The organism is Micromonospora sp. DT46 (genome assembly GCF_049841735.1).
Lineage (GTDB): Bacteria > Actinomycetota > Actinomycetes > Mycobacteriales > Micromonosporaceae > Micromonospora > Micromonospora reichwaldensis.
In genome coordinates, this window is record NZ_JBNCKW010000003.1 from 366,059 (window position 1) to 381,574 (window position 15,516).

8 protein-coding genes and 1 pseudogene are annotated in these 15,516 nt (G+C 69.8%); 3 read left to right on the top strand and 6 right to left on the bottom strand.

The features are described from left to right. The first annotated feature begins 182 nt into the window (after window positions 1–182). The gene (metH, locus tag ACLQ20_RS09605; RefSeq protein ID WP_425855057.1) at window positions 183–3,698 is read left to right on the top strand and encodes a methionine synthase; all 3,516 of its coding nucleotides are present in this window, start codon (window positions 183–185) and stop codon (window positions 3,696–3,698) included. A gap of 54 nt (window positions 3,699–3,752) precedes the next feature. On the opposite strand, the gene ACLQ20_RS09610 is transcribed toward metH, so the two are convergent. From ACLQ20_RS09610 to ACLQ20_RS09625, 4 genes and pseudogenes are all read right to left on the bottom strand, one after another. Beyond that, window positions 3,753–4,538 (bottom strand): IS3 family transposase, encoded by a 786-nt coding sequence (locus tag ACLQ20_RS09610; protein ID WP_425855362.1) that lies wholly within the window; start codon window positions 4,536–4,538, stop codon window positions 3,753–3,755. After that, a pseudogene (locus ACLQ20_RS09615) lies at window positions 4,522–5,130 on the bottom strand (IS3 family transposase); the annotation flags it as partial. The pseudogene ACLQ20_RS09615 and the gene ACLQ20_RS09610, both read right to left, overlap by 17 nt. Further along, on the bottom strand, window positions 5,117–5,479 hold the full coding sequence (locus tag ACLQ20_RS09620; protein ID WP_425855059.1) for a transposase: 363 nt from the start codon (window positions 5,477–5,479) through the stop codon (window positions 5,117–5,119). The gene ACLQ20_RS09620 and the pseudogene ACLQ20_RS09615, both read right to left, overlap by 14 nt. A gap of 84 nt (window positions 5,480–5,563) precedes the next feature. Then, entirely contained in the window at window positions 5,564–6,157 is a 594-nt protein-coding gene (locus tag ACLQ20_RS09625; protein WP_425855061.1) for a hypothetical protein, read from the bottom strand. An 865-nt stretch (window positions 6,158–7,022) separates the two neighbouring features. Here ACLQ20_RS09625 and ACLQ20_RS09630 point away from each other — a divergent pair. Continuing rightward, on the top strand, window positions 7,023–8,078 hold the full coding sequence (locus tag ACLQ20_RS09630; RefSeq protein WP_425855062.1) for an IS110 family transposase: 1,056 nt from the start codon (window positions 7,023–7,025) through the stop codon (window positions 8,076–8,078). A gap of 78 nt (window positions 8,079–8,156) precedes the next feature. Here the strand turns inward: ACLQ20_RS09630 and ACLQ20_RS09635 are convergent, their stop codons facing one another. Continuing rightward, complete coding sequence (locus ACLQ20_RS09635) at window positions 8,157–8,501, bottom strand: hypothetical protein (protein WP_425855064.1); 345 nt, start codon at window positions 8,499–8,501, stop codon at window positions 8,157–8,159. A 1,129-nt stretch (window positions 8,502–9,630) separates the two neighbouring features. On the opposite strand from ACLQ20_RS09635, the gene ACLQ20_RS09640 reads away from it, so the two are divergent. Next, the gene (locus ACLQ20_RS09640; RefSeq protein ID WP_425855065.1) at window positions 9,631–13,935 is read left to right on the top strand and encodes a LamG domain-containing protein; all 4,305 of its coding nucleotides are present in this window, start codon (window positions 9,631–9,633) and stop codon (window positions 13,933–13,935) included. Between the two features lie 859 nt (window positions 13,936–14,794). On the opposite strand, the gene ACLQ20_RS09645 is transcribed toward ACLQ20_RS09640, so the two are convergent. Continuing rightward, a partial coding sequence (locus ACLQ20_RS09645; RefSeq protein ID WP_425855067.1) for an FG-GAP-like repeat-containing protein occupies window positions 14,795–15,516 on the bottom strand: 722 nt, incomplete at its 5' end.

The following is a 15,516-nucleotide window of genomic DNA, read 5'->3' on the forward strand; positions in this document are numbered from 1 at the left end:
TGTAGTCCTTCACGTCCGTCAGCCTACGTGTCGGGGCGGGATGCGGCCCGCCGGCCGCGCCGGTCGAGCCCAGCGACGGTCGGCCATACCACGATGAACCGGACAGCGTGATCCCGCTGACACAATGTGGGAAGGCACGTGCGGGGGAATCCATCGGCCGGCGACGGCACTAACCTGATCCTGTGCGGACCTCATTGCTCGACGTACTGGCAGACCGGATTCTCATCGCCGACGGCGCGATGGGCACGATGCTGCAGGCGGCCGACCTCACCCTGGACGACTTCGAGGGCTACGAGGGCTGCAACGAGGTCCTCAACGCCACCCGACCGGACGTCGTGCGCGGGGTGCACGAGGCGTACCTGGCCGCCGGCGCGGACTGCGTCGAGACCAACACCTTCGGGGCCAACCTGGCCAACCTGGGTGAGTACGACATCCAGCACCGCATCCGCGAGCTCTCCGAGGCCGGGGCCCGCCTCGCCCGGGAGGCCGCCGACGCGTACGCGACCCCCGAGCGGCCCCGCTTCGTGCTGGGCTCGATCGGCCCGGGCACCAAGCTGCCCACCCTGGGGCACGCCGACTACGCGACCCTGCGCGACGCGTACCAGGAGAACGCCGAGGGCCTGATCGAGGGCGGGTCGGACGCGCTGATCGTGGAGACCTGCCAGGACCTGCTCCAGGTCAAGGCCGCCGTCGTCGGCTCGAAGCGGGCCATGGCCCGGCTCGGCCGGACGGTGCCGATCATCTGCCACGTCGCCGTGGAGACCACCGGCACCATGCTGGTGGGCAGCGAGATCGGGGCGGCGCTGGCGGCCATCGAGCCGCTGGGGGTCGACCTGATCGGGCTGAACTGCTCGACCGGGCCGGCCGAGATGGGCGAGCACCTGCGCTACCTGTCCCGGCACTCCCGGATTCCGCTGTCGGTGATGCCGAACGCGGGCCTGCCGGTGCTGACCGCCGACGGGGCGTACTTCCCGCTGACCCCCGTGGAGCTGGCCGACGCGCTGGAGCGGTTCGTCACCGAGTACGGCGTCTCGCTGGTGGGCGGCTGCTGCGGCACCACCCCCGAGCACATCCGGGTCCTCTCGGAGCGCCTGCACGGCACGCGCCCGGCACCCCGCGAGCCGCGGCACGAGGCCGGTGTCTCGTCGGTCTACCACCCGGTGCCGTTCGCCCAGGACGCCTCCCTGCTGATGGTGGGGGAGCGCACCAACGCCAACGGCTCCAAGGCGTTCCGCGAGGCCATGCTCGCCGGCGACTGGCGGGCCTGCGTGGAGATCGCCCGCAGCCAGGCCCGCGACGGCTCGCACCTGCTGGACCTGTGCGTCGACTACGTCGGCCGCGACGGCACCCAGGACATGCGGGAACTCGCCGGCCGCTTCGCCACCGCCTCCACCCTGCCGATCATGCTCGACTCGACCGAGCCGCAGGTGGTCGAGGCGGGCCTGGAGATGCTCGGCGGCCGGTGCGTGGTCAACTCGGTCAACTTCGAGGACGGCGACGGGCCGGAGTCCCGCTACGCCCGGGTGATGCCCATCGTCAAGGAGCACGGCGCCGCCGTGGTGGCGCTGCTCATCGACGAGGAGGGGCAGGCGCGTACCGCCGACTGGAAGGTGCGGGTCGCGGGGCGGCTCATCGACGACCTCACCGGGCGGTGGGGGATGGACCGCGCGGACATCCTGATCGACGCGCTGACCTTCCCGATCGCGACCGGCCAGGAGGAGACCCGGCGCGACGGCATCGAGACCATCGAGGCGATTCGCGAGATCGCCCGCCGCTGGCCGGGCGTCAACTTCACCCTCGGCATCTCCAACGTCTCGTTCGGGCTCAACCCGGCGGCCCGGCAGGTGCTCAACTCGGTCTTCCTGCACGAGTGCCGCGAGGCCGGCCTGACCAGCGCCATCGTGCACGCCAGCAAGATCCTGCCGTTCAACAAGATCCCCGACGAGCAGCGGGAGGCGGCGCTGGACCTCGTCTACGACCGCCGCCGCGAGGGCTACGACCCGGTGCAGAGGTTCATCGAGATCTTCGAGGGCGTGGACGCCGCGTCGGCGCGGGCCGGGCGGGCGGAGGAGTTGGCCGCGTTGCCGCTGGAGGAGCGGCTCAAGCGGCGGATCATCGACGGCGAGCGCAACCGCCTGGAGGCCGACCTGGACGCGGCGATGGCGCAGGGGCGCAGCCCGCTGTCCATCATCAACGACATCCTGCTCGACGGCATGAAGGTCGTCGGCGAGCTGTTCGGCTCCGGTCAGATGCAGCTGCCGTTCGTGCTCCAGTCTGCCGAGGTGATGAAGACCGCCGTGGCGTACCTGGAGCCGCACATGGAGACCGCCGAGGACGGCGGCAAGGGCCGCATCGTGCTGGCCACGGTGCGTGGTGACGTGCACGACATCGGCAAGAACCTGGTGGACATCATCCTGTCCAACAACGGCTACGAGGTCGTCAACATCGGCATCAAGCAGCCGATCAACGCGATCCTGGAGGCCGCCGAGCAGCACCGGGCCGACGCGATCGGCATGTCGGGCCTGCTGGTCAAGAGCACCGTGATCATGAAGGAGAACCTCGCCGAGATGGCGTCGCGCGGGGTCGCGGAGCGCTGGCCGGTGCTGCTGGGCGGCGCGGCGCTGACCCGGGCGTACGTCGAGGACGACCTGCGGGCGATGTTCCCCGGCCAGGTGCACTACGCCCGGGACGCGTTCGAGGGACTGTCGCTGATGGACCGGGTGATGACGGCCAAGCGCGGCGGGGCGCCCGTGATCGACGCGGAGCGGGAGGCGGCCCTGGCGGCCCGGCGGGCGCGCCGCGAGCGGCAGCGCGCCATCGTCAGCGAGTCGTTGCCGGAGCTGGACGACGCCTCGGTGCGCTCCGACGTGGCCACCGACGTGGAGGTGCCCGCCGCGCCGTTCCTGGGCACCCGGGTGGTCAAGGGCGTGCCGCTTGCCGACTACGCGGCGCTGCTCGACGAGCGGGCCACCTTCCTCGGGCAGTGGGGCCTGCGGGGCGCCCGCAGCGGGCAGGGACCGTCCTACGAGGAACTGGTGGAGACCGAGGGCCGGCCCCGGCTGCGCTACTGGCTGGACCGGCTGATCGCCGACCAGGTGCTGGAGGCGGCCGTGGTGTACGGCTACTTCCCGGCGTACGCCGAGGGCAACGACCTGGTGGTGCTGGACGAGAACGGGCACTCCGAGCGGGCGCGGTTCTCCTTCCCCCGGCAGCGGCAGGAGCGGCGGCTCTGCCTGGCCGACTTCTTCCGCCCGCGCGGCGACGAGCTGGACGTGGTGGCGTTGCAGTTGGTCACCGTGGGGCAGCCGATCAGCGAGTACACGGCGAAGATGTTCGCCCGCAACGAGTACCGCGACTACCTGGAGGTGCACGGGCTGTCCGTACAGCTCACCGAGGCCCTCGCGGAGTACTGGCACCGGCGGATCCGCGCCGAGCTGACCCTGCCGGGCGGCCGTACGGTGGCCGACGACGACCCGGCGGATCTGGCGGGTCTGCTGCGCACCGACTACCGGGGCTGCCGGTACGCGTTCGGCTACCCAGCCTGCCCGGACCTGGAGGACCGGGCGAAGATCGTGGAGCTGCTGGGCGCGGAGCGCATCGGCGTGCAGTTGTCGGAGGAGTTCCAGCTGATGCCGGAGCAGGCGACCGACGCGATCGTGGTGCACCACCCGGAGGCGAGCTACTTCAACGCCAAGTGACGGGCGTAAGTGCCCTGAGCGGTTCAAATCGTCCGCAGGACTGCTGAACCATGATCATGCCGCCTCCAGGCCGTCAGCGGCTTCCGGGCCGTTCTCGGCGGCCTGGTCCTCACCGAACGCCGCATCAATGGCTCGGCGCGTGCGGTCCTCGCTGGTCGGCAGGAGATGCGTATAGGTCCGCAGGGTGAATCCCGGGTCGGCGTGGCCGAGGTAGGTCGACAGGGCCGTGATGCTCTCCCCGGCGTCCAGGAGGACTGAGGCGTAGGTGTGCCGAAGGACGTGCATCCCGTTGCGGCGGTCGTCAGGGATGCCCGTGGCTCGGATCGCGGGCTTCCAGATGCCGGGGTTGAACTTCGAGCGGCTGAGTGGCAGGCCGTCAGCGGTCGTCAAGTAGAGGGTGACTGTCATGGGGGCGCCCGCCATCTTTCCCCACGGCAAGGTGACCTCTACGGGCGCGTACTGCTTGGCGTGGTCGCCCAGGCGGCGAGCTACTGAGACGGGTTGAAGTGACCCCAATGGGCCGGACACCTCAATGTGTGTCAGGGACTCTCGGTGAATCTTCTCGTAGGTGTCAGGGCTGACGTTACCCAGACGGCTGTGCCGGCGGCGAGGGTTGTAGAAGCCCTCGATGTAGGAGAACATCTCCATCTCCAGCTCGTGCCGCGATGGCCAGGCCCGGGTGTAGACCAGTTCGGTTTTCAGGGTGGCGAAGAACGTTTCGACGAGGGCGTTGTCGTAGCAGTCGGCGACCGAACCCATCGAGGCCAGGATGCCGCAGGAGCGCAGGGTGCGGCCAAACTCGAACGACGTGTACTGCCTGGGTCCTGCGGTCGGAGTGATGGATCACTTGGTGGCGGGCGGGTCGGCGGTGCTGGATGGCCATGCCGACCGCGTCGAGGATCAGTTCAGTGCGTAGGTGGTCGGCCATTGCCCAGCCCACGACTCGGCGGGAGTAGGCGTCGACTACGACCGCGAGGTAGAGGAAGCCTTCCCAGGTGCGCAGGTAGGAGATGTCGGCTACCCATAGGCGATTCGGCGCAGTCGCGGTGAACTGTCGCTGCACCAGGTCCGGCGCGGTGGCGGTCCCTGCGGACTTGCGGCGGGGCTTGCCGCGCCGGCGCCGGTGGGCGCCCTCGATCCCGGCCAGGCGCATCAGCCTCGCTACCGCCTTGCGGTTCCACCGGTGCCCGCGCTCGTGCAGCTCGGCAGTGAGCCGACGGGCCCCATAGACGCCGCGGTGTTCCGACCACGCCCGCCGGGTGACCTCGACCCGGGCTTGGTCGTGGCGTTCCCGGTCGGCGGCGCGTTGCCGGCCGTCGCGCAGCCACTGGTAGAAGGCGCTGTGGCCGACGCCGAGGAGTCGGCAGAGCAGACGGACCGGGTAGGTGGTCTTCTCCGCGTCGATGAACCGGTACACCTCAGTCCGGTTCACCGTTCCGTCTCGCGTGCGAAGAAGACCGCGGCTTTTTCAGGATCTCCTTCTCCAGCTCCAGCTGCGCGACCTGACGCCGCAGCCGCAGCAGCTCAGCCCGCTCGTCAGCGGCCAGATCACCGAGCCGGCCGCCGTCGCGTTCCTGCCGCAGCTGCGCAACCCAGTTGCGCAGGGTCTCGTGGTTGACACCCAACTCCCGGCCCACGTCACGGATCGTGCGACCCGAGTCGAGCACCAACGCCGCAGCCTGGCGGCGGAACTCCTCGGGGTACTTGCTCTGTCGAGCCACAGCGGTTTCCTCCTCCTCGGCAGGATGCCAAGTCAGGAGGTGTCCGGTCTCAGGGGTCACTTCAGTCGAGCTTCAGTTGATGCGTCACGGATCAGTGTCACTTGATCTGTAACACGTCCGGCTAGACGATCTTGCACGTCCCGTCTAGGGCATCGATACGCTGCGCGGCCAGTCTTCGAGGTGCGGGAACTGCCGTAGGTAGCGCTCGCATCTCTGGGCGAAGTCGCCCGGTTCATGCGGTAGTCGAGTCACCGTGACGACGTGGCGCGGGTCCGTGTGACCAGGCCGCAGCATCTGGATCTGTTCGTCGATGAACTCTCCGCCCCCGAGCGCAGCGACGGCAAGCGCCATGGCCGTCGCTACGACAACACTCACACAGGTGCGGTACGGACTAAAGACCGCCTCGACCTCGCCGCCGGCCACTGGAGCATGGTCGATGACCATGAGCCATATGCCGTCATTGCAGCCCGAAATATCGATCTCGTAGTGGATCGAGCCAGGCGAACCGTTGGACTCCGGCTCGATGGGGTCGCCGATGGTGGTGGACAGCAGTTGGGCCTCACCAAGCCGCCGGCCGGCACTGACACGACGCCCCTGCTCGTAACGTCGGTCAACGATCATGCTCAGTTCCGGTGTCGCGTCCACGCCGAGAAGCTCCGCCAGGGTGCTCCGTGCGGCAATCAACACGTCAGCGAGCAGGACCGGACTTGGCACCGACGCCTCAAGGTCAATAGACACCCAGAAACCGTAGCGTCCTTTCCTCCCGAGCCAGCCAACGCCGTCACCCATAAAGTGAAGCCACCGCGTAACGCGTCAAGCGGAGTCGGACAGCCGGCTGCCGGCGATGTGGTTCAAACTTTCTGTACGTCTTCAAGGCGGCCCGAGACGGGCCGCACGCGCCGCCGCCTGGGCGCGCGCAGGCCGATGCCGCTGTCGCTCTGCGGCCGTCACGCCTGACGCCCGGCGGCTGGCGCGGACAGCGGGGAAGCCCGGTGGCCCGCCGCAGAACGACACGCCGTTGACCGGTGGTGTGCTGGGCCGGCAGCCGGCCGGGCCGCGCGGCCACGAGCCCGCGCGGTGTAAGGGAGCGCACGCCGGCCGCGTCGGCGAGCTGGCGGCGGTGGCGGGGTTGCGGTTACTGCGCCTCCGGCGGGGCCGCTCCGGCTCCAGGATGGCCGGGGCTCCGCCGGCGGGTCACGGTCCGTGGGTGGTTGCGGTGGGAGCCATCCCGCCTGCCATCGACCCGGGCAAGCCGAGCAGACCACCGCCCGACCCGCCAGCGTCCGTACGAGCCGTCAAGGCCGTCTTGACGTGGCGGGCCGGGCGGCGGCCCGCTCCTCAGACGGGCGGGTCGATGGCAGACAGTGAGGATGGTGGGGTGGGTCGCCGGGTTGGTCTGACTCACCGGCAGACCGACGCTTGCTGTCCTTATCCCGATTCGTCGGCCGACTCGGTGACCCCGACATCTGCATGTCACCGGCCAGGCGTCGTGACTTGATAGGAGCCTGTGCGAGAGGCGCCCACCACTGTGTTGTCCGCATCGCCTGACCGGTGACGTGTCCACGTGTTCTCGACGCGACCGAGAAGGGCGGACCTCACCAGCATGGCAGCGAAGAAGCGATCGGTCATCGGCGGTGTTGACACGCACCGCGACACCCACCACGCGGCGGTCATCGACAGCACGGGCGGGCTCCTGGGCGACGCTGAGTTCCCGGCGACCGCCGCCGGATATGCCGACCTACTGGCCTGGATGCGCTCGTTCGGCCGGCTGAAAGCCGTCGGGGTCGAGGGCACCGGCAGCTACGGCGCCGGCCTGGCCCGCCACCTGACCAGCCAAAAGATCACCGTTGTCGAGGTCGACCGCCCGGATCGCAGGACCCGCCGGACCAAAGGCAAGTCCGACCCGATCGACGCCATCGCCGCCGCCCGGGCCACCCTCGCGGGCACCACCATGGGCACGCCCAAGACCCGCACCGGCCCGGTCGAAGCCATCCGCGCCCTGCGAGTAGCCCGCCAAGGGGCAGTCAAGGCCCGCACAGCGGCGATCAACCAGATGCGCGGCCTGGTCGCCGCCGCACCGGAAGTTCTGCGGGCGAAGCTGACCAAGCTCAGCGGAGCCGTCCTGGTCACACGCTGCACCGCCCTCACCATCGACCCGACCCGCCTCAACGACCCGGAACACGCCACCGCAGCCGCGTTGGCCGGACTCGCCCGACGGGTCGTCGCACTCACCGAGGAGATCACCACTCTCGACCGGCAGCTGGCACCCCTGGTCCGCCAAGCCGCACCACACACCAGCGCCCTGTTCGGCGTCGGCACCGACGTCGCCGCGCAACTGCTCACCACCGCCGGCGACAACCCCGACCGGCTGCACTCCGAAGCCGCCCTGGCCCACCTCTGCGGCGCAGCACCCATCCCCGCCAGCTCCGGACGAGTGCGCCGCCACCGCCTCCACCGAGGAGGCGACCGCGGCGCCAACCACGCCCTACACACCATCGCCCTCTGCCGCCGGCGCTACGACCAACGCACCCGCGCCTACCAGCAACGACGCATCACCGAAGGCCTCAGCAAGCAAGAGATCCTCCGCTGCCTCAAGCGCTACATCGTCCGCGACGTCTACACCGCCCTACGCGCAGACTTCGCCGCCCTCACCCCTTGACCTCCATAGGAGCATCGGGATGGCAAGCTGGTCGCTCCAGGATGGACAAGCGTGAGGTTCTGCTCTGAGCCAACGAGTTCATCGCCGTGTCGAAGGCCGCCGCCTGCGCCCCCTCTTGATCAGGGCACCGAACACGCCGGCGCACACAACCGAACAGACGCCCATGACTACCGCCGCGAACGGATCACTTTTCGGGCCTGACAAAAGGCTCACCGATGCAATTCCGAACACGATGGCAAGAATGGGCAATATCCCGCGTATCACAGCGCGGTGATGACGCCGATTGTGCGCGGCATTAATCCGGCGTTGCTCGGCAGTGAGGTCCTTCTCCCCCGGGGTGTTGAAGGGCCAGTTGGCAACCCAAATTATTGCAGCCAGGCCCACAATAACCATCAGCACTGTGACGATGGCTTTGAAGAGCATGCTCTACCTCCAGAAGCCGTCAGTCCATGACCGAACCGACGGCGTTGGTAAAGGGTCATGGTCGTCGAGGGCCCTGAGTCAGAAGGTGCGGGGTGATGGTGACTGGTAAGCCGACGGTTTGTAAAGCAAGGCCGTCGGCTGGTGCGGTCAGGGCTCGGTCAGGGCTGGTCCGAGGATCGCTGCGCCCACCCCACCGGGCGGGGCGGCTGTCGACAGCAACGGTGACAGCAACGGGCTCGGACGGAGACGACCGGGGCGCGCATGCCGTGGAAGATCAGCCGACGTCGACGACGTGAACGGACGCAGGTAGACGAGGCGCGCAGTTCTTACAAGCGAGGGGTCGGGAGCCCGAGCGAGCCCCAAGATCATGCCGTTTCCAGGCCGTCAGAGGTGGACCAGAAGCAACGAACGTTGACCATCGACCACCAACGAACGGGCAGCTCAGACGGCATCTTGTCCGTGTTGATCTACTGCGCCCTCACTCTCGATCAATACAACGCCAAGTGACGCCGTCACCCTGTCCGAGCTGCGCGAACATCCCCTCGGGTCCTGCCGGGCGTCGAAGGCGCCCAGGCTGTGGCCGAAAGGCCGCATCGATTGCGGCGGTGCGGTCGTCGCTGCTCGGCAGCAGGTGCGCCGGAACCCGCCGGTTGAACCAGAGCCGTGGCGTGGGGTGAGAAATCATGCTGCCGCGCGGGCGCCGGCAGAGTGGCGGCGTGCTGACCTAGCCCGTCACCCCGGTACTGCCGTGAGTGGGGACATCTTCCTGACCGGCGATCCTGCTCATCGGGGTTGAACGCGCGTGCGGGCCGCAGGGCGGAGCGCACGCGCAGTTCCCTCGACGCCCTGTTCGGCGAACATCTGCACACCTCCTCGACCATCCGCACCGCTCGCTCCCGCAGCACTGAGGATTCGATTCCGTTTCTGCTGTCTGGCGGTTCCTCCGAATCCGGGAAGTCTCTCCAGGAGCCGGGACGGTACACAGCAGACAGCCCGCGCTCGGGTCGATCGTCGTGACGCGCCCTCGTGAAAGGGGTGGGCAGTCGGAGTGTTGACACCGGCGAGGAGGGTGCTCCAGAGTTACTGGACTAGTCCAGTATTCGCAGTACTCCACACGAAGGTGGATCGAATGGCCACAAGATCGAGATCGAGGGCCGCGCTGTCGCTGCTGACGGTGGTGACGTTGGCGGCCGGCCTGCTGGCGCAGGAATCCGAGGACGTCCAGGCGGCCGGCGTCCAGGCGGCCGGCGAGCGGGCGGCCGGCGAGCAGAAGGCTCACGGCCAGTCCGGCCCCCGCGATGACCTGACCCTGCCCGACGGCTACGCCGATCGAGTGAACCACGCGCTGGAGCAGGGATCCGACCACTGGGGCGAGAAGTTGCTCGGCCTGCCCGACGGTCCGACCCTGACCAACGTCAAGCCGCTGCTGGTGCCGGCCAACCACGGTGGCACGACGGACGCCGCCTCGCCCTGGTACTACCTGCCCTTCACCTACCCGGCGCCGGACCCCACCCGGTGGGCCGAGGAGCGGGACTTCTCGCTGCACGTCGCCGACGGCAGCGAGCTGATGTCGCAATGGTCGGACTCGCGGGCGACCCAGCGCGTCCGCTTCTTCGTCGGCGCGGACGGGGCCGAGCGCTACGGCCAGGCCGAGGCGAGGTCGGGTGCCCCCCGCCTGACCGGCGGATACCTGCCGATCCTCGCCAACTCGTATCGTGACGCCGCCGGGGTCCGCTACGAGCGCGAGTCGTTCGTCACCGAGCTCACCCCGGGTGGCCCGGCAGTCAGCATGCTCCGGTTCGTCGTCAGCGGGCCGGCGAAGGCGCGCCCGAGGCTGCGGCTGAACGTGAGCCGTGACAAGGTGGCGGACGTCGTCGCCACGCCCGGACGGCTGACCCTCGATGGGAAGACCGTGGTCGCGTACAGCGGTGCGGCGACCTGGTCCGCGCCCGACCTGAGCTTCACGCCCGACCTGAGCCGCGGGAAGGCCGAGTTCTATCTGGTCGTGCCGAACGAGCCGGCCGAACTGCCCGCCGACCGTCCGTCGGCCAAGCTCTACGACGCCGCGAAGTCCCGCACCGGCGCCTACTGGACGGCGCAGCTCAACGCCGGCGCCAAGGTCCGGCTTCCGGAGCGGTACGCCGCGGACGCCATGCGCAGCACGCTGCTGAACAACCTGGTGATGGGCTTCAACCTCACCGTCGGAAACGGCTACGAGTCGCTGGACAAGTCCTTCGCCTGGGTGCCGGAGATCGCGGCGACGGTCACCTCGCTCGGGGACTTCGGCTACCAGGACAAGGCGCGCGCGAACCTCACCGAGATGCTGCGACGCGGCCAGGGCAGCTTCTTCGTGTCCTGGGAGCGCGGGATCAAGCTGCAGACGGTGGCGACGTACTACCTGCAGAGCAACGACGGGTCGTTGCTGCTGGAGAACCTGCCGACGTTCCGTGACTGGCTCGCCGACTTCAAGCGGCAACGCGTCGCGGACCCGAACGGTCTGCTGGCCAAGACCCGCTACGCCTCCGACATTCCGGAGCCGGTCTACGGCCTGCACCACCAGTCGGAGGTCTGGCGCGGACTGCGCGACGTCGGTGTCGCGTTGCGGCTGATGGGCCGTGCCGACGAGGCGAAGCCGTTCCTCGACGAGGCGGCCGGCCTGCGCGCGTCACTGCTGGGCGCGGTGGAGAAGTCGAAGACGGTGCTGCCGGACGGTTCGGTGTTCGTGCCGATCGCGCTGCTGGATCCGGCGTCGTCGAAGCCGTACGACAAGGTCACCACCGACTTCCTCGGCAGCTACTGGAACCTGATCATGCCGTACGCACTCGCGACCGGGCTGTTCGAGCCGGGCAGCGCGACGGCGACCGGACTACGGGACTACCTCTACAAGCACGGGTCGCTGTTCCTTGGCCTGACCAGGTTCAACCTTTCGACCGCCGATCCCGGCGTCTGCCAGAACATCCGGCACAACCAGTGGCCGGCGGTGCCTGGATACAAGTCCAGCGGCATCGACCAGCAGTACGGCTACTCGCTGATGCGGTTCCTGGCCGACAATGCCGAGTCCGATCGCCTCGACCTGAGCTTCTACGGGATGCTCGCGCACAACTTCACGCCGCACACCTACGTCGGCGGCGAGGGCGCCACGATCTCGCCGTGCCCGCAGTTCGGTGAGTACTACCGGTCGCAGTACTGGCCGCCGCTGTCGCCGAACAACGCCACCTATCTGGAGGCGGTGCGCGGCCTGCTGGTCAGCGAGGACCTGAACGCCGACGGCGTGCCGACCCGGCTGCACCTGGCGCCGGCCACGCCGCGGCCCTGGCTCGCGGACGGGGAGCGGATCGAGGTCGCCGACCTGCCGACGTCCTTCGGCCCCGTGGGGTTCGCCTCCTCGTCGGAGCTGACGGACGGCCGGCTGACCGTGCGGGTCGACCCACCGCGCGCGGCCACCGGACGGGCGCCGCTGACGGACGTGGTGCTGCACCTGCGTGCGCCGCGCGGTCACCGGCTGACCGGGGTCACCGTCGACGGCCGTTCGGTGACGTTTGACGCCGAGCGCGAGCTGGTCGACCTCGGCCGGCCGACGACGGCGGTCACGGTCCGGGCGACCTACCGGGCGGTGAAGGTGGCCACCGCGCCGAGCGCGGAGGCCACGAAGGTGACGACCCCGCGTATGTTGCTGGAGCCGGGTGAGACGTTTGCGCTGGACCTGGAGGTCGAGGCGCTCGGGCAGGGCACGGTCGGCGGCACCGTCGGTGTCGGTGTTCCGACCGGGTGGACGGTGCGCGACCCGAAGCTGCCGTTCCGCGTGAGCAGCAACCAGAGACTGGCCTGGTCCGAGCTCGCGACCTCGGTCCGGATCCCCACCGATGCGGCGCCCGGGAGCTACCGGATCGACGTGGTCACCCGTCCGTCCGGTGGGACGGCGCGGACCACCTCGTTGTCGGTCCGGGTCGCCCGACCGGATCCGGCTGACTACGCCGCGCTGGTGAAGCGGGACGCGCCGGTGGGCTACTGGCGGCTCGGCGACGCCCAGGGCCAGCCGGTGGTCGATGCCTCCGGCAACGGAAACGCTGGTGCCTACCGTGGCAGCGTCGGTCGGTCCCAGCCAGGGGCGATCGCCGACTCCGCCGACACCGCGGTCCGGCTGGACGACGGCTACGCCGAGATTCCGGACAGCGCCTCGCTCAGTGTCACCGGGGCCTACACGCTGGAGGCGTGGGTCAAGGACGCGGCGGGTGGACCGCAGGGCATCGTCGAGAAGTACGACGGCGGCGACTGCCTGCCGTCGCGCAACGGCTACGCCCTGCGCCTGGTCAACGGCAACAAGCTGCAGGCGCTCACGATCGCCGACGAGGCGCAGTCCGGCGCGTCCAGCCCGCGCAGCGTGCAGCAGGTGCGATGGCACCACGTGGTGGCAGCGTATGACGGGACGACGCTGCGGACCTACCTCGACGGGCAGCTGCAGACGTCCACCCCGGTGGCCAAGGCGCCTACCGACGGCAGGAGCAGCCTCAAGCTTGGCGCCCGTGGAGACGACGCGGCGGACCGCTTCTTCGGCGACCTCGACGAGGTCGCGATCTACCACAAGGCCCTGAGTCCGGGGCAGATCGACTCGCACTACGTCAAGGGTGTGCTCGGCAACCCCGGCCCCTCGCCCAGTGCGCAGCGCTCGGGTGGGAGTGCGGTGCAGGGCAGCTCAGCGCCGGCTCCGGCGGTTTCGGCAGCCGGGCAGCCGTCGACGAGCAGGCAGCTGGCGGCCATCGCCCAGTCCTCCTACGCGGCGCAGGTGCTGGCCGACAAGCCGGTCGGCTACTGGCGGCTGGGTGAGCGATCCGGCACGAGCGCCGAGGACTCCTCCGGCACCGGCAACCGTGGCGCGTACGCGGACGCGGTGGCACTGGGCCGCCCGGGCGCGCTGACGGGCGATCCGGATACCGCCGCCGAGCTGACCGGCGGCTACGTCGCCGTACCGGACTCGGCCTCGGTGAGCGTCAGCGGCTCGTTCACCCTCGAGGCGTGGGTGAATCTCAACGACGTCTGCGGTCAGTACGGCGTGGTCGAGAAGTACGACGCGCCCGCCTACAACGGCTACGCGCTGCGCGTCCTGCCCGGAGGCAGGATCAGCGCCCTCACGTTGGGCGCAGCCGGGCAACTGGCGTCGGTCGAAGGGCAGACGGTGGTCACGCCGGACAAGTGGCATCACGTGGCCGTGGTCTACGACGGGTCGACCCTGACGGTCTACCTCGACGGACGACCCGACGGCTCGGCCGCCACGAAGGTGAGCCCGACCGACGGGGCCGGAAGCCTCAAGCTGGGGGCCCGTGGTGACGATGCCGGTGCCAGGCTCTCCGGGCTGCTCGACGAGGTTGCCGTCTACGACCATGCCCTCACCGCCGACGAGGTCGCGCGACACCACTCGGCCGGCACGACGGGCTGACCCCGGACGCCACGTGTGAGGCGTGGCGAGGGCATGAGGGCGGCCACCGCACGATCGTCGACAGTCCGTGAGGACCACCGGAGATCGTGCGGTGGCCGCGGCGTAGACCCTGGCCGGTGGCACGTCATGCGCAACAAGGTGGCGTGTCACCGGCCGTCTCGTGCGTGCGCGTGGAGCCGGGCCGCACCGCGACGGCGTCCGTGCGGAGGCTGCTGTCGACGGGTGGAACGCACGACGTGTTGGTCCCTGGACGACCGCGGGCCCGGCGACCCCGGCGGGCGCACGCGTCGCGGAGGCACCGCGATCCGCAGGCGATGCGGCGGCAGCACACCGGCACTGTCGGGCGCATCGAGAACGCCCAGGCCAGGCCGTTCCTGGGCCCCTGGACCGCGGACGGCCGACCGCCGGCTCCACCCAGCCGAGACGACCTGGTGCGCCCGGCCGGCCCCGAGCCGCGGAGCGGCCGGCGTCCACGACGGGGCGACCGCGGCCAGGGAACCGGCCTGGCGATATCACTGCGGCGCTGGCCTGCGGTGTCGCCGCACAGGGGATGACCGGCGACGACGTCCACGGCGCCGGGGCTGGGCTCCGGGCCGAGCAGGAACGTCGCGGCCCGGGTCGGCTCCGTGCGGTCGGCTGCGGCCGGCGTCGTACCGTCGACGCCGGCCGCACCGCGCCGTACGAAGATCGACTGGGCGGCGGCGGCCTCCGTGCGAGTCGACGACCACGCCGGCTCACCGCTGAGGGTGGCCGCGCGGCTGCGGACCCGGCGGCGCGAAAGGACCGGCCCCGAGCTCACCGGACCGACGTAGCCGCGCCGAGCAGCGCCCTGCTCGTGGTGCTGGTGTCCGAGCCCGGATCAGATGAAGATCGTGCGGGCCGGGTCGAGGAAGTCGGTCGCGATGACCTGGGCGGCGCCGTACGGCATGGTGTCGAAGCCCCTGTAGTTGTGCCAGGCCTTGATCTGCCCGTCGGTCTGTATCAGCGCGATCTCGGAGCGGCCGTCCTCGTTGAGATCCATGAACCGCACCCTCGCGGGGTCGGTGAACCCGGCCGCGATGACGACGGTGTAGCCGTACGGCGAGGCGGCGAAGCCGAGGTCGTTGTGCCAGGCCTTGATCTGGCCGTCGGTCTGGATCAGGGCGATCTCGGACCGGCCGTCATCGTCCAGGTCGGTGAACACGGTCCGGGCCGGGTCGGTGAATCCGGTCGCGATGACGACGGTGTAGCCGTACGGCGAGGCGGCGAAGCCGAGGTCGTTGTGCCAGGCCTTGATCTGGCCGTCGGTCTGGATCAGGGCGATCTCGGACCGGCCGTCATCGTCCAGGTCGGTGAACACGGTCCGGGCCGGGTCGGTGAATCCGGTCGCGATGACGACGGAGTTCCCGTACGGCGAGGCGGCGAAGCCGAGGTCGTTGTGCCAGGCCCTGATCTGGCCGTCGGCCTGGATCTGGATCAGCTCGGACCTCCCGTCGTTGTCCAGGTCGGCGAAGCGTACCCGGGTCGGGTCGGTGAATCCGGTCGCGATGACGACGGAGTTCCCGTACGGCGAGGCGGCGAAGCCGAGGTCGTTGTGCCAGG